Source organism: Enterobacter sp. S-33 (assembly GCF_028735835.1).
GTDB classification, from domain to species: Bacteria; Pseudomonadota; Gammaproteobacteria; order Enterobacterales; family Enterobacteriaceae; genus Enterobacter; species Enterobacter vonholyi.
Genome location: NZ_CP117838.1, coordinates 266,169 through 292,068, shown reverse-complemented (window position 1 = coordinate 292,068; position 25,900 = coordinate 266,169). Strand labels below are relative to the sequence as shown.

At 56.6% G+C, this 25,900-nt stretch carries 24 protein-coding genes; 8 read left to right on the top strand and 16 right to left on the bottom strand.

The window, feature by feature from the left end:
* From livG to livK, 4 genes are read right to left on the bottom strand one after another with little or no spacing between them, the layout of a single operon-like run.
* On the bottom strand, window positions 1-768 hold the full coding sequence (livG, locus tag PUP35_RS01310) for a high-affinity branched-chain amino acid ABC transporter ATP-binding protein LivG (protein WP_024906698.1): 768 nt from the start codon (window positions 766-768) through the stop codon (window positions 1-3).
* Window positions 765-2,042 carry a branched chain amino acid ABC transporter permease LivM gene (gene livM / locus PUP35_RS01305; protein WP_048226437.1) on the bottom strand — a complete coding sequence of 426 codons (1,278 nt, stop codon included), beginning with the start codon at window positions 2,040-2,042 and terminating at the stop codon, window positions 765-767. Before livM ends, livG begins: the two co-directional genes overlap by 4 nt.
* The gene (livH, locus tag PUP35_RS01300; protein WP_013099131.1) at window positions 2,039-2,965 is read right to left on the bottom strand and encodes a high-affinity branched-chain amino acid ABC transporter permease LivH; all 927 of its coding nucleotides are present in this window, start codon (window positions 2,963-2,965) and stop codon (window positions 2,039-2,041) included. Before livH ends, livM begins: the two co-directional genes overlap by 4 nt.
* Window positions 2,966-3,011: 46 nt before the next feature.
* Window positions 3,012-4,121 (bottom strand): high-affinity branched-chain amino acid ABC transporter substrate-binding protein LivK, encoded by a 1,110-nt coding sequence (gene livK, locus PUP35_RS01295; RefSeq protein ID WP_047653117.1) that lies wholly within the window; start codon window positions 4,119-4,121, stop codon window positions 3,012-3,014.
* Window positions 4,122-4,545: 424 nt separating this feature from the next.
* Here livK and panM point away from each other — a divergent pair, with 424 nt between their 5' ends.
* Window positions 4,546-4,929 carry an aspartate 1-decarboxylase autocleavage activator PanM gene (gene panM / locus PUP35_RS01290; RefSeq protein WP_023334145.1) on the top strand — a complete coding sequence of 128 codons (384 nt, stop codon included), beginning with the start codon at window positions 4,546-4,548 and terminating at the stop codon, window positions 4,927-4,929.
* Between the two features lie 177 nt (window positions 4,930-5,106).
* Here the strand turns inward: panM and livJ are convergent, their stop codons facing one another.
* The 6 genes from livJ to ftsY form a co-directional block, all read right to left on the bottom strand.
* Complete coding sequence (gene livJ, locus PUP35_RS01285) at window positions 5,107-6,207, bottom strand: branched chain amino acid ABC transporter substrate-binding protein LivJ (protein WP_143344528.1); 1,101 nt, start codon at window positions 6,205-6,207, stop codon at window positions 5,107-5,109.
* A gap of 197 nt (window positions 6,208-6,404) precedes the next feature.
* A complete protein-coding gene (locus PUP35_RS01280; protein ID WP_115876937.1) occupies window positions 6,405-7,670 on the bottom strand; it encodes a 4-aminobutyrate--2-oxoglutarate transaminase in 1,266 nt (421 codons plus the stop codon).
* Window positions 7,671-7,806: 136 nt separating this feature from the next.
* On the bottom strand, window positions 7,807-8,664 hold the full coding sequence (rpoH, locus tag PUP35_RS01275; protein WP_115876938.1) for an RNA polymerase sigma factor RpoH: 858 nt from the start codon (window positions 8,662-8,664) through the stop codon (window positions 7,807-7,809).
* Between the two features lie 251 nt (window positions 8,665-8,915).
* Complete coding sequence (gene ftsX, locus PUP35_RS01270; RefSeq protein ID WP_111965831.1) at window positions 8,916-9,971, bottom strand: permease-like cell division protein FtsX; 1,056 nt, start codon at window positions 9,969-9,971, stop codon at window positions 8,916-8,918.
* Window positions 9,964-10,629, bottom strand: coding sequence for a cell division ATP-binding protein FtsE (gene ftsE / locus PUP35_RS01265; protein ID WP_045402529.1), 666 nt, complete (start codon window positions 10,627-10,629; stop codon window positions 9,964-9,966). The genes ftsX and ftsE overlap by 8 nt, the downstream gene beginning before the upstream one ends.
* Window positions 10,630-10,631: 2 nt before the next feature.
* A complete protein-coding gene (gene ftsY / locus PUP35_RS01260; protein ID WP_274241712.1) occupies window positions 10,632-12,092 on the bottom strand; it encodes a signal recognition particle-docking protein FtsY in 1,461 nt (486 codons plus the stop codon).
* Between the two features lie 127 nt (window positions 12,093-12,219).
* Here ftsY and rsmD point away from each other — a divergent pair, with 127 nt between their 5' ends.
* Together rsmD and PUP35_RS01250 are read left to right on the top strand one after the other, a co-directional pair.
* On the top strand, window positions 12,220-12,822 hold the full coding sequence (gene rsmD / locus PUP35_RS01255) for a 16S rRNA (guanine(966)-N(2))-methyltransferase (protein WP_274241710.1): 603 nt from the start codon (window positions 12,220-12,222) through the stop codon (window positions 12,820-12,822).
* Complete coding sequence (locus PUP35_RS01250) at window positions 12,806-13,087, top strand: DUF1145 family protein (RefSeq protein WP_010436509.1); 282 nt, start codon at window positions 12,806-12,808, stop codon at window positions 13,085-13,087. The genes rsmD and PUP35_RS01250 overlap by 17 nt, the downstream gene beginning before the upstream one ends.
* A gap of 60 nt (window positions 13,088-13,147) precedes the next feature.
* Here the strand turns inward: PUP35_RS01250 and PUP35_RS01245 are convergent, their stop codons facing one another.
* Window positions 13,148-13,504 (bottom strand): DUF2500 domain-containing protein, encoded by a 357-nt coding sequence (locus PUP35_RS01245; RefSeq protein WP_274241708.1) that lies wholly within the window; start codon window positions 13,502-13,504, stop codon window positions 13,148-13,150.
* A gap of 129 nt (window positions 13,505-13,633) precedes the next feature.
* Here PUP35_RS01245 and PUP35_RS01240 point away from each other — a divergent pair, with 129 nt between their 5' ends.
* Both PUP35_RS01240 and zntA read left to right on the top strand, forming a co-directional pair.
* Window positions 13,634-14,260 (top strand): lysoplasmalogenase, encoded by a 627-nt coding sequence (locus PUP35_RS01240; protein ID WP_024906687.1) that lies wholly within the window; start codon window positions 13,634-13,636, stop codon window positions 14,258-14,260.
* Window positions 14,261-14,336: 76 nt separating this feature from the next.
* Entirely contained in the window at window positions 14,337-16,508 is a 2,172-nt protein-coding gene (gene zntA / locus PUP35_RS01235) for a Zn(II)/Cd(II)/Pb(II) translocating P-type ATPase ZntA (protein ID WP_274241705.1), read from the top strand.
* Between the two features lie 87 nt (window positions 16,509-16,595).
* Here the strand turns inward: zntA and ubiA are convergent, their stop codons facing one another.
* The 5 genes from ubiA to malK form a co-directional block, all read right to left on the bottom strand.
* Complete coding sequence (gene ubiA / locus PUP35_RS01230; RefSeq protein ID WP_274241703.1) at window positions 16,596-17,465, bottom strand: 4-hydroxybenzoate octaprenyltransferase; 870 nt, start codon at window positions 17,463-17,465, stop codon at window positions 16,596-16,598.
* Window positions 17,466-17,477: 12 nt separating this feature from the next.
* Complete coding sequence (ubiC, locus tag PUP35_RS01225) at window positions 17,478-17,975, bottom strand: chorismate lyase (RefSeq protein ID WP_274241701.1); 498 nt, start codon at window positions 17,973-17,975, stop codon at window positions 17,478-17,480.
* 180 nt (window positions 17,976-18,155) lie between these two features.
* Window positions 18,156-19,115: a maltose operon protein MalM gene (gene malM / locus PUP35_RS01220; RefSeq protein WP_133295391.1), complete on the bottom strand. Its 960-nt coding sequence runs from the start codon at window positions 19,113-19,115 to the stop codon at window positions 18,156-18,158.
* Between the two features lie 111 nt (window positions 19,116-19,226).
* A complete protein-coding gene (locus PUP35_RS01215; protein WP_047173657.1) occupies window positions 19,227-20,552 on the bottom strand; it encodes a maltoporin in 1,326 nt (441 codons plus the stop codon).
* A 71-nt stretch (window positions 20,553-20,623) separates the two neighbouring features.
* Window positions 20,624-21,733 (bottom strand): maltose/maltodextrin ABC transporter ATP-binding protein MalK, encoded by a 1,110-nt coding sequence (malK, locus tag PUP35_RS01210; protein WP_023310005.1) that lies wholly within the window; start codon window positions 21,731-21,733, stop codon window positions 20,624-20,626.
* A 370-nt stretch (window positions 21,734-22,103) separates the two neighbouring features.
* Between malK and malE the strand changes: the two genes are divergently transcribed.
* From malE to malG, 3 genes are all read left to right on the top strand, one after another.
* Complete coding sequence (malE, locus tag PUP35_RS01205; RefSeq protein ID WP_045909150.1) at window positions 22,104-23,294, top strand: maltose/maltodextrin ABC transporter substrate-binding protein MalE; 1,191 nt, start codon at window positions 22,104-22,106, stop codon at window positions 23,292-23,294.
* Between the two features lie 125 nt (window positions 23,295-23,419).
* Window positions 23,420-24,964: a maltose ABC transporter permease MalF gene (gene malF / locus PUP35_RS01200; protein WP_274241695.1), complete on the top strand. Its 1,545-nt coding sequence runs from the start codon at window positions 23,420-23,422 to the stop codon at window positions 24,962-24,964.
* Window positions 24,965-24,978: 14 nt separating this feature from the next.
* Window positions 24,979-25,869 carry a maltose ABC transporter permease MalG gene (gene malG / locus PUP35_RS01195; RefSeq protein WP_023310002.1) on the top strand — a complete coding sequence of 297 codons (891 nt, stop codon included), beginning with the start codon at window positions 24,979-24,981 and terminating at the stop codon, window positions 25,867-25,869.
* Window positions 25,870-25,900 lie beyond the last annotated feature (31 nt).

Here is a 25,900-nt window from a genome sequence, read left to right as displayed (position 1 = left end):
TTATGCCTCACCCAGGTATGCGCGGATCACGTCCGGGTTGTTGCGGATCTCTTCCGGCGTGCCGTTTGCCAGCGGCGTACCCTGGTTAACCACGTAGATACGGTCGGAAATGCCCATTACCAGCTTCATGTCGTGCTCAATCAGCAGAATGGTGGTGTCGTGGTGATCGCGCAGCTCGGCAATCAGCTCGTCCAGCTCTTTGGTCTCTTTCGGGTTGAGGCCCGCCGCCGGTTCGTCGAGCATCAGGATTTCCGGCTGGGTGACCATGCAGCGCACAATCTCCAGACGACGCTGGTCGCCGTAGGCCAGATTGCTCGCCTGGCGGTTAGCGTGCTGCAGCAGGCCAATTCGGTCGAGCCAGGTGGCGGCGCGATCGAGCGCTTCATCCTGGGCGCGGCGGAAGGCCGGGGTTTTCAGCAGACCGGAGAACAGCCCGGTTTTCAGCTGCTGATGCTGCGCAACCAGCAGGTTCTCAATCACCGTCATCTCGCGGAACAGACGCACGTGCTGGAAGGTACGCACCACGCCCATGCGGGCAATCTGCTGGCCCGGCAGCCCTTCAAGGTGCTTGTCGCGCAGCATGATGGTGCCGCCCGTCGGCTTGTAGAAGCCGGTCAGGCAGTTAAAGACGGTGGTTTTCCCCGCGCCGTTCGGGCCAATCAGGGAGACAATCTCTTTCTTGTGCAGATCCAGTGACACATTGTTGACCGCCAGCAGGCCGCCAAAACGCATCATCAGACCGTTAACGGATAATAATGGCTGACTCATGCCTGCTCTCCTTTCGCTTGCCCGTTCTTCAGCTTCAGCTGTGGACGGGTCATCGGCAGCAAGCCCTGCGGACGCCAGATCATCATCAGCACCATCAAACCACCCAGCATTAACATGCTGTATTCGTTAAAGTCGCGCATCAGCTCGCGCGAAACCACCAGCAGGATGGCCGCGAGGATAACGGCGAACTGCGAGCCCATCCCGCCGAGCACCACAATCGCCAGCACAAAGGCAGATTCGGCAAAGGTGAACGATTCCGGGCTGACGAAGCCCTGACGCGCGGCAAACAGCGTCCCGGCGAAACCGGCAAACGCGGCGCTGATGGTGAACGCGGTCAGCTTGATGCGTGTCGGGTTCAGGCCCAGGGAACGGCAGGCAATCTCATCCTCGCGCAGTGCTTCCCACGCGCGGCCCAGCGGCATGCGCAGCAGGCGGTTAATCACGAACAGGGTGATCACCACCAGCAGCAGCGCCACCAGATAGAGCCAGATCACGCGGTCGGACGGGTCATACTTCACGCCGAAGAAGTTACTGAAGGTATCCCAGCCGCCTTCGCGGGCGGTACGGCTGAACTCCAGACCGAAGAAGGTCGGTTTCGGGATCTGGCTGATGCCGTTCGGGCCGCCGGTCACTTCGGTGTTGTTCAGCAGCAGGATACGGACGATTTCACCGAAGCCTAAGGTCACGATCGCCAGGTAGTCACCGCGCAGGCGCAGCACCGGGAAGCCAAGCAGGAAACCGGCTGCGGCGGAGACCAGCCCCGCCAGCGGCAGACAGGTCCAGAAGCCGAGGCCGTAATAGTGGTTCAGCAGCGCGAAGGTGTAGGCGCCGATGGCGTAGAAGCCGCCGTAGCCAAGCACCAGCAGGCCAGATAGCCCCACCACCACATTCAGACCAAGACCAAGAATCACGTAGATCATGGTCAGGGTAGCGATATCTACGGTTCCACGAGAGACCACAAACGGCCACGCCACGGCGGCCACCAGCAGCGCCACGAGGAACAGCTTCTGCTTAACGGTTGACCCGTCGATGGCCGGCAGAACGAATTTCGGCCCGGAGACGTTTTTCAGCGACTTCTGGAACAGCGGACGCAGCAGCTGGAACAGGAACACCACGGCAGTGCCGATAAATACCCACTGCCAGCGGATGTCGGGGGCGGCGTCTACCACCAGCTTCGTCCCGTCCAGACCTAACTGGACGCCCATAAAGACGCCCGCCAGCACGAAGAACATGGCGGCAGAGAGCAGCGCCATTGCAAAATGCATCGGTTTCATACTTTCTCTACCTCCGGACGGCCCAGAATACCGGTAGGCATCACCAGCAGAACCAGAATCAGCAGGGCAAACGACACCACATCTTTATACTCAGTGCTCAGATACGCCGAGGAGAGCGCTTCCGCCACGCCCAGGATCAGGCCGCCGATCATCGCCCCCGGAATACTGCCGATACCGCCCAGAACCGCCGCGGTAAACGCTTTCATCCCGGCCATAAAGCCGATGTACGGGTTGATCACGCCGTAGAACTGGCCGAGCAGCACGCCTGCGACGGCCGCCATCGCGGCGCCAATCACGAAGGTCAGGGCAATCACGCGGTCGGTGTTGATGCCGAGCAGGCTCGCCATCTTCAGGTCTTCTGCGCAGGCGCGGCAGGCGCGACCCATACGCGAGTAGCGGATGAACAGCGTCAGGGCGAGCATCGCAATAAAGGTCACGACCCAGATAACCAGCTGCATAGTGGTGATAGAAGCCGAGAAGTTTTCACTGGCCCCCACAATCCACTGGCCGTTAAACAGGCTTGGCAGCGCCACGTCACGCGAGCCTTCGGTGAGGCTGACGTAGTTTTGCAGGAAGATCGACATCCCGATCGCGGAAATCAACGCAATCAGACGCTTGGAGCTGCGCACCGGCCGGTAGGCCACGCGCTCGATGCTCCAGCCGTAGGCGCTGGCAATCACAATCGCGCCAACAAACCCGGCTGCGACCAGCAGCCAGCTGCTGTCGATGCCCATCATCATCAGCGCGGCGATGATCATAAAGGAGACATAGCTACCGATCATGTAGACCTCGCCGTGGGCGAAGTTGATCATGCCGATAATGCCGTAAACCATCGTATAGCCGATGGCGATCAGCGCGTAGGTGCTTCCCAGCGTAACGCCGTTAAACATCTGCTGCAGGAAATAGAGAAACTGCTCGGACATATGCAAACCTTTTTATACCCGCCCGTCAGTCCGGGCGGTGGGATAATTATTTGGCGGCCGAGGATGAACCGTCGGCGTGCCACTTAAAGACACCAAACTCAAATCCCTTCAGATCGCCTTTCTCATCCCAGTTCAGCGGCCCAATCACGGTGTTCGCCCCGTGTGCTTTTAAATCTTTCACCAGATCCAGCGGTTCTTTGCTGCCGGAGCGTTCCAGCGCGGTGGCCAGAGACTGTACGGCGGCGTAGGTGATCCAGACGTACGGACCACTCGGATCTTTCTTCTGCGCCTTGAGCGCATCCACGATAGCCTTGTTGGCCGGATCCTGGTCATAGCGTTTTGGCATCGTCACCAGCATGCCTTCAGCAGAATCCCCGGCGATGTTTGACAGAGAGGCATTGCCCACGCCCTCTGGCCCCATAAACTGGGTCTTCAGACCGGTGGCGCGCGCCTGACGCAGCATCTGGCCCATCTCCGGGTAGTAGCCGCCGTAGTAAACAAAGTCGATATTCTCTTTTTGCAGGCGGGCGATCAGCGCGGAAAAGTCTTTCTCACCGGCGGTAATCCCGTCGAAAAAGACGATGTTTGCGCCGCCTTTTTTCAGGCCGTCCTGAACGGAGCGCGCCAGGCCTTCGCCGTACTGCTGCTTGTCATGAATAATGGCGATACGCTGCGGCTTGACGGTTTCAAGGATGTATTTGGCGGCGGTTGGCCCCTGAGAGGAGTCCAGCCCCGCGGTACGCATGATGTGCTGGTATCCGCGCTGGGTCAGCTCAGGGTTAGTGGCGCCAGGGGTGATCATCAGAATGCCTTCGTCTTCGTAGATGTCAGAAGCGGGCTGGGTGGACGACGAGCACAGGTGGCCGATAACATACTGGATGCCGTCGTTAACGATTTTGTTGGCGACCGCGACGGCCTGTTTCGGATCGCAGGCGTCGTCATATTCTACGCCCACCAGCTTGTCGCCTTTGATGCCGCCCTTAGCGTTGATGTCTTTGATGGCCTGGCGCGCACCGTTGAACTCCATATCACCCCACTGGGCAACAGGGCCGGACATCGCGCCCACTACCGCAACTTTAATGTCCTCCGCCATGGCGGCATGCGAGATCGACAGTGCGACCATCCCCGCGATTAACGTCTTCGCGTTCCTTTTCATCTCTGAATCCCCATTCGTGATGTCGTGTTTATATTTTGTTTTATTATGGTTAAAAAGCATTCTGTACTTTTAATGAACAACGCTATTTTTACCAGTGCCTTTAATGGTTTAGCGCAGGTTTTTGTCAAAAACCAGACTAAAATCTCTATTTTTCAGGCGATTAAGCAAAGATAATATTCTGAAATCAGGCAGAGATAAACAAATAAAAGTGCAGTTTGCAGCATAAAATAACGGTACAAAGCGCCGAATAAATCACTACCACTCAGGTTAAAATTCTGCTTATTTTTCGATCCATGTGTTTTCAAACTGCCCATCGCGTTGCCAAAAAACTAATCACCTGGTTAATGAGAATAAAAAGAGGAAGCCGCTGAGTGAATAAATTGAGTACACTGCCTCTACTCAATTTGATTTGGACAAGTAGCTAATGAAACTGACTATCGTGCGTCTGGTGACCTTTAGCGACCAGGATCATATCGACCTGGGCAAGATCTGGCCGGAATATTCCCCTTCGTCGCTGCGCGTTGATGAGACCCACCGCATTTATGCCGCGCGTTTTAACGAGCGCCTGCTGGCTGCGGTTCGCGTCACCCTGAGCGGTACAGAAGGAGCGCTGGACTCACTGCGCGTTCGTGACGTCACCCGTCGTCGCGGCGTGGGACAGTATTTAATTGAAGAAGTGATCCGCGAAAACCCAAGCGTGACCTCATGGTGGATGGCCGACGTGGGCGTGGAAGACCGCGGCGTGATGGCAGCGTTTATGCAGGCGTTAGGCTTTACGGCGCAGGAGAGCGGGTGGGAGAAGCGCTAAAAGAAAGCCGGGTGGCGGCTGCGCCTTACCCGGCCTACATTCTCCACTGTATTTTCCCAAGCATTTCGTGTTGCAGGAAGGCGGCAAGTTATGAAATCCCCGGGAGCTTACATAAGTAAGTGACCGGGGTTGAATAACGCAGCCAACGCACCTGCGGCGCGAAAGGAGACGGGAAAATTATTTTGCGTCTGTCGCCGTGCCATTGGCATGCCAGTCAAACACGCCGAACTCGAAGCCCTTCAGGTCGCCCTTCTCGTCCCAGGAGAGTGGCCCCATAACGGTCTGAACCGTATTCGCTTTCAGCCAGGTGGCAATTTCAGCCGGATCGGCTGACTGGTTCAGACCTGCCTGCAGAGACTGCAGCGCCGCGTAGGTGGTCCAGACGAACGCGCCGCTTGGATCCTGTTTCTTCGCCTTGATGGCATCTACGATAGGTTTGTTCGCAGGGACCTGGTCGTAGTTCTTCGGTTTGGTCACCAGCAGACCTTCGGCTGATTCACCCGCAATGTTAGACAGAGAAACGTTCGCCACGCCTTCCGGGCCCATAAACTGGGTTTTCAGGCCCGCAGCGCGCGCCTGACGCAGGATCTGGCCCATTTCCGGATGGTAGCCGCCGTAGTATACGAAGTCGATATTCTCTTTCTTCAGACGCGCCACCAGGGTGGAGAAGTCTTTCTCACCGGCGGTGATCCCGTCGAAGAACACCACGTCGGCATTCGCTTTCTTGAGGTTGTCCTGCACTGAACGCGCCAGACCTTCACCGTACTGCTGCTTGTCATGAACGATAGCAATGCGCTTCGGCTTCACTTTTTCAACGATGTATTTCGCCGCGGTTGGGCCCTGGTCAGAGTCCAGACCGGTGGTGCGCAGGGTCAGCTTGTAGCCACGCGCAGTCAGCTCCGGTGCGGTCGCTGCCGGGGTGATCATCAGAATACCTTCGTCTTCGTAGATGTCAGATGCGGGCTGAGTAGAGGAAGAGCACAGGTGACCGATAACGTATTTGATCCCGTCGTTCACCACTTTGTTCGCGACCGCGACCGCTTGTTTCGGGTCACAGGCATCATCATATTTTACGATCTGCAGTTTTTCGCCTTTGATACCGCCCTTAGCATTAATGTCTGCAACCGCCTGTTCAGCGCCGGTAAATTCCTGGTCGCCGTACTGTGCTACCGGACCGGACATCGCGCCAACCACAGCCACCTTGATGTCTGCCTGTGCCATGGTGCTGAATGCCAACGCGATACATCCTGCCAGTAACGCTTTACCCTTCATGTTCATCCTGAGATTCCCCATTATTATGGTTATTACGATTGTTGTGATGTTGTTGTGCAGCGCTTTATGTCAGTTATAGGTGTGCTGTCCGCGCTTTTTCAGCATACTCTGCTAAAACATACCCGATTTTTATGATTTTGGAATAGCTAATTTGAAATGAATATATGATAAGCCCGGCAGGATTTACCGCCGGGCATGTGGCTTTAACGTGTCAGCGACGCGGAGATAATGTCCAGCGCTTTACGGAACTGCGCTTCAGGGATAGTCAGCGGATAGAGGAAACGAATGACGTTGCCGTAGACGCCGCAGCTCAGCAGAAGCAGCCCTTGGTTCAACGCACGTTCCTGCACCTGGCGGGTAAATTCCGGCGAAGGCTGGCCCGTTTGCGGGTCGTTAAACTCTACCGCCACCATCGAGCCCTGCCCGCGAATGTCAGCGATATACGGGCAGTGTTCCTTGGCTTTGTTGAGCACTTCCACCAGGTGATGGCCGAGATGCGCCGAGCGCGTGCAGAGATCTTCCTCGTCAATCACGTCCAGCACCGCGTGCGCTGCGGCAATCGCCAGCGGATTACCCGCGTAGGTGCCGCCCAGCCCGCCCGGCGCAGGCGCGTCCATCACGTCGGCACGGCCCGATACCGCCGAGAGCGGCATCCCGCCCGCCAGGCTTTTTGCCATGGTGATCAGGTCCGGCTTCACGCAGTGGTGTTCCATCGAGAAAAGCTTGCCGGTGCGGGCGAAGCCGCTTTGCACCTCGTCGGCAATCAGCAAAATACCGTGGGTATCGCACAGGGTGCGAAGAGCCTGCATAAAATCAGCAGGCGCAATGTTGAAGCCGCCCTCCCCCTGAACCGGTTCGAGAATAATCGCCGCGACCTGGTCAGGAGCAATATCCGCTTTAAAGATACGTTCCAGGCTTTTCAACGCCTCAGCGGTGCTGACGCCGTGCAGTTCATTCGGATACTGCGCGTGGTAAACCGAGCCGGGGAAGGGTCCGAAGCCGAGCTTGTACGGCGCAACTTTGCCGGTAAGCGCCATGGTCATAAAGGTGCGGCCGTGGAACGCGCCGCCGAAGGTGATAAGGCCAGGACGTTTGGTATAGGCGCGCGCAATTTTGACCGCGTTTTCGACCGCCTCAGCCCCCGTGGAGAAGAACGCCGTTTTGGCAGGACCTTCTACGGGCACGCGTGCGTTGATACGCTCGGCAAGCGCCACGTAGCCTTCGTACGGCACAATCTGGTAGGCCGTGTGGGTAAACGCGTGGAGTTGTTTTTCGATGGCGGAAATGACTTTGGGATGCCGATGGCCGGTATTCAGCACCGCGATCCCGGCGGCGAAGTCGATATACTCATTGCCTTCCACGTCCCACACCGTGGCGTTTTCGGCTTTATCGGCATAGAAGTTACACATCACGCCGATGCCGCGCGGCGTCGCCTGTAAACGCCGGTCGTTCAGTTCGTTGTTTTTCACCCTGTCCCCCTGAGAAAGTCGCCTGCTTAGCGCATCAGTAAGTGTTTGCCAGGGGGAGGGAATTCGCCAGAGCGGGCGCTAAAAAAACAAAACCCCCAGACTCTCATCCAGGGGTTCTCGGTGTACTTCGCGGAAATTACGCTTCGATAGCGGCGCGAAGTTTTTTCATGGCGTTCTTTTCAAGCTGACGCACACGTTCTGCAGAGACGCCGTAACGGTCAGCCAGCTCCTGCAGCGTGGACTTGTTGTCTTCGTCCAGCCAGCGGGCGCGGATAATATCCTGGCTACGTTCGTCGAGGCCTTCCATCGCATGGGTCAGCTTGTTCGCGGCCTGATCTTCCCAGTTGTCCTCTTCGATGCCATCAGCAAAGTTAGAGGTTTTATCCTGCAGATACAGAACCGGTGCCATCGGCTGGCTGTCGGAGGCGTCGTCGTCGGAGGACATATCAAAGGTCATGTCCTGCGCGGCCATACGGGATTCCATCTCACGCACGTCTTTGCTGGTTACGCCCAGCTCGCGCGCCACCATTTCCACTTCATCCTGGTTGAACCAGCCCAGACGCTGCTTGGTTTTACGCAGGTTAAAGAACAGTTTGCGTTGCGCTTTTGTCGTGGCGACTTTCACGATACGCCAGTTGCGCAGCACGTATTCATGAATCTCTGCCTTGATCCAGTGTACGGCGAAGGAGACGAGTCGCACACCCACTTCCGGGTTGAAGCGACGCACAGCCTTCATCAGGCCGATGTTGCCTTCCTGAATCAAGTCCGCCTGCGGCAGGCCATAGCCCGCATAATTACGAGCAATGTGAACAACAAAGCGCAGGTGAGACAGGATCAGCTTTTTCGCTGCTTCCAGATCGCCCTGGTAATGCAGCTTTTCAGCAAGCTCCTTTTCTTCCTCGGCCGTTAACATCGGCCAGGTGTTCGCAGCCCGGATATAAGATTCCAGGTTACCAACAGGGGCTAAAGCTAAAGTTTGCATTTCTTTGGTCATTCATTCCTCTCAGTATTTCTTCTGGTCCAGGCTGTCCCCGTCAGGCAACAACCATGCCAAAGCGTTTGAGCAACGAGATTAGCATTCACTCTTTTATCAGACAGTGATTTTATCCACAAGTTCCAGGTGCAACGGTGAATAAATTACGCACAAAATGTGACATGGAGATGATAACAGGGGAAGAGACAACAGGGACGCTTTCCCTGCAGAGCGAACATCTCGGTGCAGGGAAAGATTATATCACGCTTTTATTAGTCGGGAGTAAAGTGACGTAAATGTTGAACGGTTGCCAGCCACGCTGCCACCCACCCAATCATCGAACACACCAGCAGCAGTAACAGGCACTCATCGAACCCTAAGCCACTGATATCAAACTTCGTTCCGAAAACCTGCGCCACTTCAGTCACGGCAGAGGAAAGCCGCATCACCAAAATTTCTGACAATATCAGTGAAAGAAATGCGCCGGAAAAACCGAGCAGTGCGCCACCGTAAAGGAACGGTCGGAGGATGAAACCATCCGTCGCACCAATCAGTTTCTGCACGTTGATGGTATCGCGACGGGCAAAGATGCTCAGGCGCACGCTGTTGCCGATGACGAGGAAGACCGCCGCCACCATCAACACGCCAATCATCGCCGCGACGCGGCCTACCAGCCCGGTGAGAGCAGAAAGGCGCGCAAACCAGCTGTCATCCATGCGCACTTCATCAATGCCCTTAATGCGCGTGATGCGATCGCGCAGGGTGTTAAGCGACTCGGTCCCCTGGAAATCCAGCTTCGGGATCACCACCGCCACGGCGGGCAGCGGGTTCTCTTCGAGCATATCCAGCGCGCCGCCAAAGCCAGACCAGTTACGGAACTCGCCCAGCGCGTCTTCACGTGAGAGATAGTTGACCTTCTCTACGCCCTGCTCGGCCTGAATTTGCCCAACCACCTGGGCCGCCGCGTTATCGTCGAGCGCTTTATCCAGATAGACCGTGATCTGCGGGGACGGATAATACTGGGAGGCCGCCTGGTTGACGTTTTTATAGACCATATAGCAGACGCTTGGAAGCGTGAGGGAGATGGCGATCACCATCACCGTCAGGAACGTCGCCAGCGGTTTGCTTTTCAGGTCCTGCAGCGCGCCGTGGAACGCGTAGCGCACCTGCTCGTTAAACACGTTGGTTTTACGGGAGGCCGGTTTTGGCGCGGCCTTCTGGCGCTTCGGCGCATTACGATTGCCGTCACCCCCGCCCTGCGGCTTACGGAAACGGTCAAACCGGTTCCCGAACTGCCGAATCTGGTTTATTGCATCACGCTTATTCACCGTGGCCTCCGTGCAAATGACCGTCGCTCAGGGTCAGCATGCGGTACGAACGACGGGAAATCAGCCCGATGTCGTGCGTCGCCATCAATACGGTGACCCCTACGCGGTTAAATTCCTCAAACAGACGCAAAATCCCTTCTGACAGAGCATCGTCCAGGTTACCGGTCGGTTCATCCGCCAGCAGCACCGCAGGCTTGTTCACCACCGCGCGGGCGATACCCACGCGCTGCTGTTCACCGCCGGAGAGCTGGATCGGGAAGTTCTTCGCTTTGTCCAGTAGCCCGACCTTATCCAGCGCCGCAGAGACGCGGCGGCGGATATCGTCATAGCTGGCGCCGGCAATAATCAGCGGAATGGCCACGTTATCGAAAACGGTGCGATCCATCAGCAGATGGTGATCCTGGAAAATCATACCGATCTGGCGACGCAGGAACGGCACCTCACGGTTTTTCAGGCGGCTGATCTCATGGCCGCTGAAAAAGATCTTCCCGGCGCTTGGCCGCTCGATCCCACAGATAAGCTTGAGCAGGGTACTTTTCCCCGCGCCGGAATGGCCGGTCAGGAATGCCATCTCGCCCGGCTGCAGGTGGAATGTGACCCCCTGCAGCGCTTGTCTCCCACCGAGATAGGCCTTGCTGACGTGTTCAAAGCGAATCATTGTTAGTCCTCTCGGGCAAATAATGCCTCAATAAAGTCGTCCGCCTTAAACGGACGTAAATCCTCAATACGCTCGCCCACACCGATATAACGGATAGGAATGCCGAACTGGTCAGCCACGGAGAAAATCACCCCGCCTTTCGCGGTGCCGTCCAGTTTGGTCAGCGTGATCCCCGTCAGTCCTACCGCTTCATGGAACAGTTTTGCCTGGCTGATGGCGTTCTGTCCGGTGCTGGCATCAATGGTCAGCATAATTTCATGCGGTGCGTCTTCGTCCAGCTTCTTCATGACGCGAACGATTTTCTTCAATTCTTCCATCAGGTGCGATTTGTTCTGCAAACGCCCTGCGGTATCGGCAATCAGCACGTCCACGTTGCGCGCCTTCGCCGCCTGGATGGCGTCAAAGATCACGGACGCGGAATCCGCGCCGGTATGCTGGGCAATCACCGGAATGTTGTTGCGCTGGCCCCACACCTGCAGCTGCTCAACCGCCGCTGCACGGAAGGTATCGCCCGCCGCCAGCATCACCGATTTGCCCTGCTGCTCGAACTGGCGCGCCAGCTTGCCGATGGTGGTGGTTTTACCCACGCCGTTCACGCCGACCATCAGAATAACAAATGGCGTTTTGCCTTCAATATTAAGCGGTTCGTCAACTTTTGCGAGAATTTCACCCATCTCGTCTTTCAGCAGACCGTACAGCGCTTCGGCGTCGCGCAGCTGTTTGCGGCTCGCCCCTTCGGTCAGATTGGCGATGATCTTACGGGTAGTTTCTACCCCAACGTCAGCAATCAGCAGCTGTTCTTCCAGCTCTTCAAACAGATCGTCGTCGATCTTTTTGCCGCGGAACAGACTGATAAATCCGGAACCTAAGTTTTCTTTAGTTTTAAGCAGGCTGCGCTTCAGGCGCGCGAAGAAACCTTCTTTGGTCGGTTTTTCCTGCTCCTGAACGATCTCGTCTTCGGCATGCTCTTCTACCGGCACAACGATGACCGCTTCTTCAGCTGCCTCCGCCGCCAGCGCCTGGGCTTCCAGCTCTTCGTCGGTCAGCTCTGGCTCAAGCGTCGCTTCTTCTTCCACCGCCTCAACGATTTCAACGGTTTCCGCTTCGGCCTGCCACTCTTCGGCAGACACCGCTTCGTCTTTGACCTCTTCCGGCAGCGGAAGCTCTTCGTGTTCGATAGCGGCCTGTGGCGCTTCGGTAACGGCTTCGACGACAACCGGTTCTGGCTTCTCGCTCTCCTGAACCTGTTCAGTGATCTCAACCACCTCTTCAGCAAAGGTTTCAATCTCTTCTTTGCTGTGCGCCGTTTCTTCCGCTTCGACAACCGCGGCGGTTTCTACAGGCGTTTCAGGCTGTGACTGCTCTTCAACGGCTTGTTGCTCTTCGGTTTTCTGTTCTGTTTCTTGCTCTTTTTCACCGAAGCCCAGCCAGGAAAAGAAGCCACGTTTTTTTTGTTTTGCCATCTGCGACTACACTCCTCGCGGCGCTATATACATGGAAGCTAAAAAAATGATGAAATAGTCTAACACTTTACTTAATTGACATCACCGCCCGCAATCGCAGGCCAATTGTTAACAGAGCTTTCCTGAGATGAAGAAACCCAACCGCGCCCCGGCCGGTCAAATTCGTATTATCGGCGGTCAGTGGCGAGGCCGGAAATTACCGGTGCCGAACAGCCCCGGTTTACGCCCAACTACCGACCGCGTGCGCGAGACGCTGTTTAACTGGCTGGCTCCGTCTATGGTAGACGCCCACTGCCTGGACTGCTTCGCCGGAAGCGGCGCCCTCGGGCTGGAAGCGCTGTCGCGCTATGCCGCCAGCGCCACGCTGCTGGAGATGGAGCGCGGCGTTGCGCAGACGCTGCAGCAAAATCTGGCGACGCTGAAGGCGAGCAACGCCAAAGTGGTGAACACCAACACGCTGAGCTTCCTCGCGCAAAAGGGCACGCCGCATAACGTGGTGTTTGTCGACCCGCCGTTCCGCAAGGGGCTGCTTGAAGAGACGTTATCCCTGCTGGAGCAAAACGGCTGGCTGGCGGATGACGCGCTAATTTATGTTGAAAGCGAAGTGGAAAACGGTTTACCGCCGGTTCCCGCCCACTGGGATCTGCACCGTGAAAAAGTGGCAGGTCAGGTTGCTTATCGTCTTTATCACCGTCAGGCACAAGGAGGATCCGATGCCGGTACTGATTAACCTGGGACGCTTGCTGATGCTGGGCGTCTGGGCGTTCTTGATTCTGAATCTGGTGCATCCGTTCCCGCGCCCGATGAACATTTTCGTTAACGTGGCGCTGATTTTCACGTCGTTTATGCACGCCCTGCAGATGGTGATGCTGAAAAACGGCCTGCCGAAAGACGGCCCGCAGATGACGGGCTGGCAGCAGCTGCGCGTCTTTATTTTCGGCGTGTTTGAGCTGCTGGTGTGGATGAAGAAGTTTAAGGCGCAGGTGAAGAAGTAAGGTGCGGCCTGATGCCCTCACCCTAACCCTCTCCCACAGGGAGAGGGAAACGATCGCGCATTACTCAGCCCTAAAATCTTCAAACCGCGACCCTTTGTAACTCAGCGTTCCTCTCTCTCCCACCGTCAGCTGGTGGTACTGTTGCGCCTCCAGGCGGAAGGTCATCTCAAGGCCGCCCGTTTCCGGCTTAAAGCTCGCTTCATAGCGCATTGTTGTGCCCGCAGGCGACACCTGCTGCTTGCGCGAGCGGCGGTCATTGAGCGGTTTTTCGCGTTTGTTCGTCACCACCACGCGCTTTTGCATCAGCGGTGCGGCATCGTTATCCGCCTTCTCGCGGCGCTGCTGCACGAAACGGAACGAGGCGGCAATGACGATAATCGCCACCACGATAATGAAAAAAAGCGGCATCTTGCTCATTGAAAAATCCCATCAGATTATGCGGAATTCAGGATACCTTGCCTTCCCCACCATTGCCAAACGCCCGCCCGCGTCACTACACTGGATCAGAAACTGATTATTCAGGCTTAACAGATACAGGGAGTTAATATGCTTTGGTCATTTATCGCTGTCTGTTTTTCCGCATGGCTTTATGTCGATGCGTCGTACCGTGGTCCCACCTGGCAGCGCTGGTTGTTTAAACCGGTCACGCTGCTGCTCCTGCTTCTGCTGGCCTGGCAAGCGCCAATGTTTAACGCCGTCAGCTATCTGGTGCTCGCCGGGCTGTGCGCCTCTCTGATTGGCGATGCCCTGACCCTGCTGCCGCGCCAGCGCCTGCTGTATGCCGTAGGGGCATTTTTCCTGTCGCATCTGCTGTATACCATCTACTTCGCCAGCCAGATGACGCTCTCTTTCTTCTGGCCGCTGCCGCTGGTCCTGCTGGTGATTGGCGCCCTGCTGATCGCGGTGATCTGGTCGCGTCTGGAAGAGATGCGTTTGCCGGTTTGTACGTTTATCGCCATGACGCTGGTAATGGTATGGCTGGCAGGTGAACTGTGGTTCTTTCGTCCGACCGCTCCGGCGATGTCAGCGTTCTTCGGCGCCGCACTGCTGCTGATCGGGAACGTCGTCTGGCTGGGCAGCCACTATCGCCGCCGCTTCCGGGCGGATAACGCGATTGCCGCCGCCTGTTACTTTGCCGGGCATTTCCTTATTGTGCGTTCGCTGTATATCTAAATAGCGCTTGACTCTGGAGTCGACTCCAGAGTGTATGCTGCGGTTAATGAGAAAATTATCATTGCCGGAGACTGCCATGTCGACTCCAGAAATACCTAAAAAAGTTCCTCAATTCTCGGCACTTAAGCTCAGCCCGGCTCCGTCGAAAGACGACTGCTGCTGCGAAGGCGCGTGCGAAACGCAAACTCAACCCCTTTCTGAAAGCGGCAACCGCTACAGCTGGGTCGTCAACGGCATGGACTGCGCCGCCTGCGCGCGCAAAGTGGAAAACGCCGTCAAACAGGTGCCGGGCGTGAGTCACGTTCAGGTGCTGTTCGCCACCGAAAAGCTGCTGGTTAGCGCCGATAACGACGTCAGCAAGCAGGTTGAAGCCGCCGTCAGCAAGGCGGGTTATACCCTGCGCAGCGAAACGGCGCCCATTGAAAAAGTCTCCTCCCTGAAAGAAAACCTGCCGCTCATTACCCTCATCATCATGATGTCCCTGAGCTGGGGTCTGGAGCAGATTAACCACCCGTTCGGCAATCTGGCGTTTATCGCCACCACCCTGGTCGGTCTGTTCCCGATTGCCCGTCAGGCGCTGCGCCTGATGAAAAGCGGCAGCTGGTTTGCCATCGAAACGCTGATGAGCGTGGCGGCCATCGGCGCGCTGTTCATTGGCGCGACGGCAGAAGCGGCGATGGTGCTGCTGCTGTTCTTAATCGGCGAACGTCTTGAGGGCTGGGCGGCGAGCCGGGCGCGTAAAGGGGTCAGCGCGCTGATGGCGCTGAAGCCGGAAACCGCCATTCGCGTGGTAAACGGTACGCGTGAAACGGTCGCCATCACTACGCTGCGTCCGGGCGACGTGATAGAAGTCGCGGCAGGCGGACGCCTGCCTGCAGACGGCGCGCTGCTTACCGCCACCGCAAGCTTTGATGAAAGCGCCCTGACCGGCGAGTCCATTCCGGTTGAACGTGAGGCGGGTGAAAAAGTGCCTGCAGGCGCCACCAGCGTCGATCGTCTGGTACAGCTCACCGTGCTTTCCGAGCCAGGCGACAGCGCCATCGACCGTATCCTGAAGCTGATTGAAGAGGCTGAGGAGCGCCGCGCGCCGGTCGAACGCTTTATCGACCGCTTCAGCCGGATCTACACGCCCGCCATTATGCTGGTGGCCCTGCTGGTTACCGTCGTCCCACCGCTGTTCTTTGGCGCGCCGTGGGAGGGCTGGATTTATAAAGGGCTGACGCTGCTTCTGATCGGCTGCCCATGCGCGCTGGTGATTTCCACCCCGGCGGCGATTACGTCCGGTCTGGCGGCTGCGGCACGTCGCGGGGCGCTGATTAAGGGCGGCGCGGCGCTGGAGCAGCTCAGCCAGGTCCAGCATATCGCTTTTGATAAAACCGGTACGCTGACCGTGGGCAAGCCGCAGGTGACCGGCGTGTATCCGCAGGATATCAGTGAGGATGAACTGCTGACCCTGGCCGCCGCCGTTGAACAGGGCTCCACCCATCCGCTGGCGCAGGCGATTGTGCGTGAAGCGCAGTCGCGCGGACTAAACATACCTCCGGCAACCGCCCAGCGGGCGCTGGTAGGGTCAGGGATTGAAGCCACCGTTGACGGTAAAAAGGTGCTGATTGTCGCGGCGGGTAAGTCTTCTACTCCAGAGGTGGAGACGTTAGAACAGACCGGACAGACGGTCGTGACCGTCATGCAGGACGGCACCGCAAAAGGGATGCTGGCGCTACGCGACACCCTGCGCGATGACGCAAAAGAGGCCGTGGCGGCGCTGCATCAGCTGGGCGTGAAGGGCGTGATTCTCACCGGTGATAACCCTCGCGCGGCGGCAGCGATTGCCGGTGAGCTGGGGCTGGCGTTTAAAGCCGGATTGCTGCCTGCGGATAAGGTCAGCGCGGTGACGGAACTGAACGCTCAGGCGCCGCTGGCAATGGTCGGTGACGGGATCAACGATGCCCCGGCGATGAAAGCGTCCACCATTGGTATTGCGATGGGTAGCGGTACTGACGTGGCGCTGGAGACCGCCGACGCGGCGCTGACCCACAACCGCCTGACCGGGCTGGCCCAGATGATCGATCTTGCGCGCGCGACGCGGGCCAATATCCGTCAGAACATCGGCATCGCGCTCGGGCTGAAGGGGATTTTCCTGGTGACGACCCTGCTCGGCATGACCGGACTGTGGCTGGCGGTGCTGGCGGATACGGGGGCAACGGTGCTGGTGACGGCGAACGCGCTTCGGCTGCTGCGTCGCCGGTAAAAAAACGCCCGGTGGCGCTAACGCTACCGGGCCTACATTTCCTGCCAGATCGTGGATCGGGTAAGACGAAGCCGCCACCCGACTTTTTTATAAGAAATAGCTCATCGCCAGGCCTAAAAACAGCACCAGACCGACGTAGTTATTGTTCATAAACGCCTTGAAGCAGACATCACGTTCACGCTTAGCGATCAGCTTCTGCTGATAAGCAAACAGCAGCCCCGCCACCAGCACGGACCAGTAAAACGCCCAGTTCAGCCCGTTCAGGCGGCCAATCGCCACCATCAGCGCCAATACCGCGACCTGCAGGATACCGATAATCAGCTTGTCGTGACGACCAAAGAGGATGGCGGTGGATTTGATGCCGATTTTCAGGTCATCGTCGCGGTCTACCATTGCATATTGCGTGTCGTAAGCCACCGCCCAGAGAATGTTCGCCAGGAACATCAGCCAGCAGCTGAGCGGTAAGGACTCACTAACCGCCGCAAACGCCATCGGAATCGACCAGCCAAACGCCGCGCCCAGCACCACCTGAGGCAGGTGGGTATAGCGCTTCATAAACGGATAAACCCAGGCCAGGGCCAGCGCCGCAACGGAAAGCAAAATGGTCATGGTGTTCAGGGTTAACACCAGCAGGAAAGAGAGCAGCACCAGAACAATAAACAGCACGCGGGCTTCTTTCCCGGTGACCTGCCCGCTGGGTAACGGACGACCGGCAGTACGCTTAACATGACCGTCGAATTTACGATCGGCATAGTCATTCACCACGCAGCCCGCCGCGCGCATCAGCCAGACGCCGGCAACGAACACGCCCAGGATCCACAGCGGCGGCACGCCCGGCGTGGCAAGCCACAGCGCCCAGAGGGTCGGCCACAGCAGCAGCAACGCGCCAATGGGTTTATCGGTACGCATTAAGCGGTGATACGCCAACAGCTTATTCTGCGTCAGGCTCCACTCCATTTTTTCTTCCTCTTAGTACAACGGTGATGCCGGTAAAAAAAGCTCCGTCAGTATTAACGGTTTACCGCTCAGGCGAAGGCGGGAACGACGCCCCCACAGTTCAGCATCACGACCAATCTCAATAAAATCCCGGGTAAGCTCAGACGAGGTGAAAAGGTAACGCCCCAGAGGCGTTTTCCCCAGACGTTGCAGTGCCAGTTCTGGCCCGGAAAGGGTGGACTCGGGCACTACCGTCCGTCCGGCAAGCCACGGCTCGCCATCGGCACAGAGCAAAATTTCGCGCAGCCAGTAACGTGGCTCGGGCGGCAGCAGCGGCAGCTCGTTGGCGATCTCATCGCCAGAGACAAACCCTTCCTGAATCAGGGTCACCGTGACCGTTTTACCCTGTTGCTCAAAACGTTTCGTCATGGAATCTTCCAGCAGCAACCAGTCCAGCTGCTGCGGATCAAGCGCAGGTATTTGGTCGAAATAGCGCAGCGCACGCAGTTGCGTTAGCGCAGGGTGTGACATGCCAGACTCTCCGATACATAACGTAATGGCATTGTATCGCAGAAACACGGATTGAGGGGGGCCAAACGTTATTTAACGATCACGATCGCAACATGGGCGCAACAGCCTGGCCGATACGAAAAAAAGTGCGCCCACTCAGGCGCACCAAACTACTAACAAATCAGCACTGTGGGGAAACGGTTACCCCTTGCCTTTTACACTGCTGATAAAGGTGGAACGGGCAGTGGTTGAACCTAAACGTTCGGCTTCATCAAGCAGCTTCAGCGCTTTATCGACATCGCCGCGCTTCACCGCCTGCTTAATGGCGTTGTTGAAGTACTCTTCGGTGTCGTTCAGTACCGGCTCGGCTTTCTTCGCCGGGGCAGGCGCTGCAGTCGCTACCGGTGCGGCTGCCGTGGCAGCGGGTGCGGTATAGGCAGGTGCAGGTGCCGCAGTGTTGCCAACGGTGACAGCAGCAGGGCCAGAGGATCCGAATAACGGCCCGACCAGAATACTGGAGCTGGTGTTTGTTTGAACTTTGAGTTTTAGCGTACCGTTCGTCACGTGGCGAGCGACCGGATCAGGAATATCAGGAATAGCGTTACCCGCCCCCTGAGCATAGGATTTTGCCGGATCAATCATTTTGGTGGTGCGCTGCAGATCTTCGGGCGTAGTAAACGCGAGGATATAAATCTTTTGCTGGCCTAAAGCGGGTGTCAGTTTCAGTATGCCCTCAAGGCGGTCAGCCGACATGACGCCGGGTTTCTGATAGGTAAAATAACTGCTTGGGAAAAAAGCTGAAGGCGACATGTTTTGATCAAGCACTAACACGTTTGGTGCAAATACAGAGGGTGTTTTGTCGGCTTCACTGACAAGCGTTAACGTTAACTCACCCACATTTGCAGGGACACTCCATGCAGCAACCGGTCCTGAAATTCCCGGTACATTCAGGGTCTGTCCTGTATTCCCCAACTCGATGGTCTGGGTTTGTGCCACATTCACGGGCACCCAGTTCAGACTTTGCAGTGTGGCAGAGGGGATCGCAGGCGCAGCAGTCGTGTTCTGCGGAACGATATTGACATCAGCCAAGCTCACTGCTGGTAATGCAGCAAACATGCCCGCCGTCAGACAGAGTGCTAAGAGACTTTTTTTCATCGTTATGACCTCATTATTCGAAAGCATGGTAGCCAGGCAATAGCGCATACTTTCCGAGAAATGCGTTATGAGTTAGAGGGGCCTAAGCCCCTCTTTTAAATACATTAACGTCTAAAATTACCACCAGATTTCCATCTGAGCACCGAAGGTCCACTCATCGCTGTCACCACGGCTGGTCGTACCGAACGGAGTTACAGTGCTGTTGCTTGCAGCAGTGGAAGAGAAGTTACCCTCAGAGTCGGTCTTCACGTAACCCCATTTCTCATCCCACTTGGCGTAGGTAGCAAACACGCGAATCGCTGGACGGGACCAGATGCTGTCACCCGCCTGCCACTGTTGTGCCAGAGTGATTTTGTATTGGTCGTTACGATCGCCGGTTTGCTGAGATTTGACGTTGTCATATCCCACTTCCAGCAAGGTGCTCATGATAGGCGTCCATTTGTACATTGGACGCACGCCCACGGTGTACCAGGTGGTACCTTGATTGTTGTCACGATCGATATCCTGATACATACCGACGTACATCAGGTCCCATTTATCCGCCAGCGTGATCGCACCGTGGTCGAGGATACGGATCAGGCTGCCGTCATTATCAACAGCACCCCCACGCGCCTGACCTTTACCCTGAGAAATCATGGAGTCGGTGGCGTACTGCACCACAAACTTGTTGAAGCCTTTCATCATGCTCTGGGTGTGTTCTGCAGTGAACATCCAGCCATCTTTCGATGCACCAGGCTGCAGGTAGTAATCGTCAGGAATGTTGGTATGGCCGTAGTCAACACCCAGTTCCAGAGTACCGCCCGGGTTAATTTCCATACCGGCTAAACGCGCATCAAACACGTCGTTTGGCACTTTGTTGTTATAGGTACGCAGACCGGTATTCGGATCGCGATCGCCAAAAGCCGAGGAGCCGCCGGATTCAGAAGAACGAGTTGCTGCGAGAGAGAGTTTACCTATACCGACATCAACGTTTTCCAGACCTGCACCAGGACCAGAAATATCCCAGTAGTAGAAGTCGATCATGTGAACGTCATGACGTTGATAGAAACGCTTACCTGCCCAAATATTTGCCCCTGGCAGTGAATCAATCAGGTTTTTACCTACGACGTTAAACTCACGCACTGCTGGCGTGTTACTGTCTTCCCAGTCGTTAAGCTGAGCAGTTTTATAGGCGATGTTGGAATCGAAATAGAAGCTCTTGTCCGCTTCTTTCCACACTTCCTGGCCTAATTTAACTTCCGCATAGGTTTCACACTCGTTACCAAGACGATATTTAGAATCCGCACCGGTGGTCTGGAAACATTGTTGTTCACCACCACTCCCGGTCCAGCCGATGCCAGAACGAGCATAACCTTTAAAATCTACAGCACCCGCCTGGGCAGACAGGATGCCTGCCGCAATGGCGATTGCCAGAGGGACTTGTTTGCGCAGAGTAATCATCATTCTATCTCCTGAGATCATTGCTTTTCTTTGAACACTTCACCTGTCGGTTTCGTGTTTTCTTTTGGGATTGCTTAAACGCCTGGCTCTTTATGCAACCGACGACATGCAGTGCCATCCTCACGGAACAGATGGCAACGCTCTGGCGGCAAGCCGATAGCGAATGTGGCACCCTCTTCTACCAACACCACGTCATTCTGGCGGTAGACCAGGTTCTGACGGATGGCGGGGATCTGGATATGAATCTGTGTTTCGTGACCAAGCTGTTCGACGACCTGAACGTCGCCTTCCAGGGTCACATCAGCGATGTGGCTCGGCAGCAGATGCTCAGGACGAATACCGAGGGACATGTTTGCCCCGACCTGTACGTTGGCGCTGTCGACCGGCAGCCAGACCTGCTGGCGGTTTGGCAGCTCCACCTGTACCTGTTCAATGGCTGTCGCGGTCACTTTGACGGGCAGGAAGTTCATCTTTGGCGAGCCAATGAAGCCCGCAACAAAGCGGTCTGCCGGGTAGTGATACAGCTCCAGCGGTTTACCCACCTGCGCCACGCGACCGGCATCCAGCACCACGATTTTGTCGGCGAGGGTCATCGCTTCGACCTGATCGTGGGTGACGTAAATCATCGTGCGGCCAAGACGCTTGTGCAGACGGGAGATTTCGATACGCATCTGGACGCGCAGGGCGGCATCCAGGTTGGAAAGCGGTTCGTCGAGCAGGAAGACGCGCGGCTCGGCGACCAGGGTACGGCCAATCGCCACGCGCTGACGCTGACCGCCGGAAAGCGCTTTCGGCTTTCGCTCCAGCAGGTGCGCCAGCTGTAATACTTCAGCTACCTGCGTCACGCGCTGGTTAATGACCTCTTTCTTCGCGCCGGCCAGCTTCAGGCCAAAGGACATGTTCTCGGCAACGGAAAGATGGGGATAGAGTGCATAAGACTGGAACACCATGCCTACGCCACGTTCGGCAGGCGGGATGTCATTCATTCGGGTATCACCAATCAGCAGGTCGCCGCTGGTGATGGTTTCAAGACCGGCAATCATACGCAGCAGAGTAGATTTACCACAGCCTGATGGGCCAACAAACACCACGAATTCGCCTTCGTTGATGTCCAGATTGATGTCTTTGGACACCACAACGTCACCCCAGGCTTTCGTTACATTACGCAGCTGTACGCTCGCCATGCCCTTCTCCCTTCGTTACAACCTGTCACCGACAGAAACATTCAAGATAAGTTCACTATGGGGTATCCATTACTTTCCCGAATCCTCCACCCCCCGCCTTTTTTATGGGGGAGGAGGCGGGAGGATGAGAGAGCAGGCTCTGCGACCGCCGTGGGAGGGCTGAGGCAAAATTCGTGAAGCCGCCTGCAAAATTCGGTGGGTTTTTATGTGCGCCAGCACTCATAACTTAAATTTATGCAACGGAGATCACACAAACGGGGGGCGGGGCGTAGGGGTTGGGAGGATGGAAAGAGGATGTCAAATAAGGAGACTGAGACACGTTGAACCACTGAAGTCATACCATGAGACATCACCAAAAAGGATGGCAGCTATGAATATCAAGACTGGCGCACGCGTTTTCGCATTGTCCGCCCTCGCAGCAATGATGATTTCCGCACCGGCGCTCGCCAAAATTGAAGAAGGCAAACTGGTTATCTGGATTAACGGCGACAAAGGCTATAACGGCCTGGCCGAAGTGGGCAAAAAATTCGAGAAAGACACCGGCATCAAAGTTACCGTAGAACACCCGGACAAACTGGAAGAGAAATTCCCGCAGGTTGCGGCAACCGGCGACGGCCCGGACATCATCTTCTGGGCGCATGACCGTTTCGGTGGTTACGCGCAGTCTGGCCTGCTGGCTGAAGTCACCCCGGACAAAGCTTTCCAGGACAAACTGTTCCCGTTCACCTGGGACGCTGTTCGCTATAACGGCAAGCTGATCGCTTATCCTGTCGCGGTTGAAGCCCTGTCTCTGATTTATAACAAAGACCTGGTACCTAACCCGCCGAAAACCTGGGAAGAGATCCCGAAACTGGACAAAGAGCTGAAGGCGAAAGGTAAATCTGCCCTGATGTTCAACCTGCAAGAGCCGTACTTCACCTGGCCGCTGATTGCTGCCGACGGCGGTTACGCGTTCAAGTTTGAAAACGGCAAATACGACGTAAAAGACGTGGGCGTCGACAGCGCAGGTGCGAAAGCGGGCCTGACCTTCCTGGTTGACCTGATCAAGAACAAACACATGAACGCGGATACCGATTACTCCATCGCGGAAGCGGCGTTCAACAAAGGCGAAACCGCGATGACCATCAACGGTCCGTGGGCCTGGACCAACATCGACAAGAGCAAAATCAACTACGGCGTGACGCTGCTGCCAACCTTCAAAGGCAAGCCGTCTAAACCGTTCGTTGGCGTGCTGAGCGCGGGTATCAACGCCGCCAGCCCGAACAAAGAGCTGGCGAAAGAGTTCCTGGAAAACTACCTGCTGACCGATCAGGGTCTGGATGAAGTGAACAAGGACAAACCGCTGGGCGCCGTTGCGCTGAAATCCTTCCAGGATCAGCTGGCGAAAGACCCACGTATCGCGGCTACCATGGATAACGCCCAGAAAGGCGAAATCATGCCGAACATCCCACAGATGGCTGCGTTCTGGTACGCCACCCGTACCGCGGTCATCAACGCTGCAAGCGGTCGCCAGACCGTTGATGCCGCGCTGAAAGATGCTCAGGGTCGTATTACTAAGTAATGACGTAGTCCCCTCTCCCTTTGGGAGAGGGTTAGGGTGAGGGTCGTCGCTATTCGCACGCCCTCACCCCGGCCCTCTCCCCCAGGAGAGGGAGAAAAGATCAAACGTTGTAGAGGAAAAACCCCATGGATGTCATTAAAAAGAAACGCTGGTGGCAAAGCGACGCGCTGAAGTGGTCAGCGATAGGTCTGCTGTGTCTGCTGGTGGGTTACCTTGTTGTTTTAATGTACGTACAAGGGGAATATCTGTTCGCCATCATGACGCTGATTTTAAGCTCTGCTGGCCTGTATATTTTCGCCAACCGTAAAGCCTATGCCTGGCGCTATGTCTACCCGGGCGTGGCCGGGATGGGGCTGTTTGTCCTGTTCCCGCTGATTTGTACCATCGCCATTGCGTTTACCAACTACAGCAGCACCAACCAGCTTGCGCAGGAACGCGCCCAGCAGGTCCTGCTGGATCGCTCATATCAGGCAGGCAAGACCTTTAACTTCGGCCTCTATCCTGCGGGGAACGAGTGGAAGTTAGCGCTTACTGACGAAGCAAGCGGCAAATACTACGTTTCCGACGCGTTCAAATTTGGCGGCGAGCTGAAGCTGGCCTTAAAAGAGGCCGAGGCCCTGCCGGAAGGTGAACGTGCCAACCTGCGCGTCATTACCCAGAACCGCCAGGCGCTGACCCAGCTCACCGCCGTGCTGCCAGATGAAAGCAAAGTGACCATGAGCTCGCTGCGCCAGTTCTCCGGCACCCAACCGCTCTATACCCTGGCGGATGACGGCACGCTGACCAACAACCAGAGCGGCGTGAAGTACCGTCCGAATAACGACATTGGTTTCTATCAGTCCATTACTGCCGACGGCAAATGGGGTGATGACAAGCTCAGCCCGGGCTACACCGTCACCATCGGCTGGGACAACTTTACCCGCGTGTTTACCGACGAAGGCATTCAGAAACCCTTCTTCGCCATCTTTGTCTGGACGGTGGTCTTCTCGGTGCTGACGGTGATACTGACCGTTGCCGTGGGCATGGTTCTGGCCTGTCTGGTCCAGTGGGAATCCCTGAAGGGCAAAGCGATCTACCGCGTGCTGCTGATTCTGCCGTATGCCGTGCCGTCGTTTATCTCGATTCTGATTTTCAAAGGGCTGTTTAACCAGAGCTTCGGTGAAATCAACATGATGCTGAGCGCCCTGTTCGGCATCAAACCGGCCTGGTTCAGCGACCCGACCACCGCTCGCTCGATGATCATCATCGTGAATACCTGGCTGGGCTATCCGTACATGATGATCCTGTGCATGGGGCTGCTGAAGGCCATCCCGGATGACCTGTACGAAGCTTCGGCAATGGACGGCGCGGGCCCGTTCCAGAACTTCTTTAAGATTACGCTGCCGCTGCTCATCAAGCCGCTCACCCCGCTGATGATTGCCAGCTTCGCCTTTAACTTTAACAACTTCGTGCTGATTCAGCTGTTGACCAACGGCGGCCCGGACCGCCTCGGCACTACGACGCCGGCAGGCTATACCGACCTGCTCGTGAGCTACACCTACCGTATCGCCTTCGAAGGCGGCGGCGGCCAGGACTTCGGTCTGGCGGCAGCGATTGCCACCCTGATCTTCCTGCTGGTAGGCGCCCTGGCGATTGTGAACCTGAAAGCCACACGTATGAAATTCGACTAAGGAGGGCATCGATCATGGCAATGGTACAACCCAAATCTCAGAAGTTGCGCCTCCTGGCGACGCACTTAGGCCTGCTGATTTTCATCGCGGCGATCATGTTCCCGCTGCTGATGGTTATCGCCATCTCCCTGCGTTCAGGTAACTTCGCGACAGGAAGCCTGATCCCGGACGAAATCTCCTGGGAGCACTGGAAGCTCGCGCTGGGCTTTAGCGTGGAACACGCGGATGGCCGCGTCACGCCGCCGCCGTTCCCGGTGCTGCTGTGGCTGTGGAACTCGGTGAAAATCGCAGGCATTACCGCCATTGGTATCGTGGCGCTGTCCACCACCTGCGCCTACGCCTTTGCCCGTATGCGTTTCCCGGGCAAAGCGACGCTGCTGAAAGGGATGCTGATTTTCCAGATGTTCCCGGCGGTGCTGTCGCTGGTGGCGCTGTATGCCCTGTTTGACCGCCTGGGCCAGTACGTCCCGTTTATCGGCCTGAACACCCACGGCGGCGTGATCTTCGCCTACCTTGGCGGTATCGCACTGCATGTGTGGACCATTAAAGGCTATTTCGAAACCATCGACGGCTCGCTGGAAGAAGCCGCCGCGCTGGATGGGGCTACCCCGTGGCAGGCGTTCCGCCTGGTGCTGCTGCCGCTGTCGGTGCCGATTCTGGCGGTGGTGTTTATCCTGTCGTTTATCGCTGCGATCACTGAAGTACCGGTTGCCTCACTGTTACTGCGTGATGTGAACAGCTACACCCTGGCCGTGGGTATGCAGCAATACCTCAACCCGCAAAACTACCTGTGGGGCGACTTTGCCGCGGCGGCCGTACTCTCTGCCATCCCGATTACCGTGGTGTTCCTGCTGGCGCAGCGCTGGCTGGTGAACGGCCTGACGGCGGGCGGTGTGAAAGGTTAAGTTTCATTTTGTTATGCCACTGCAACCCTCA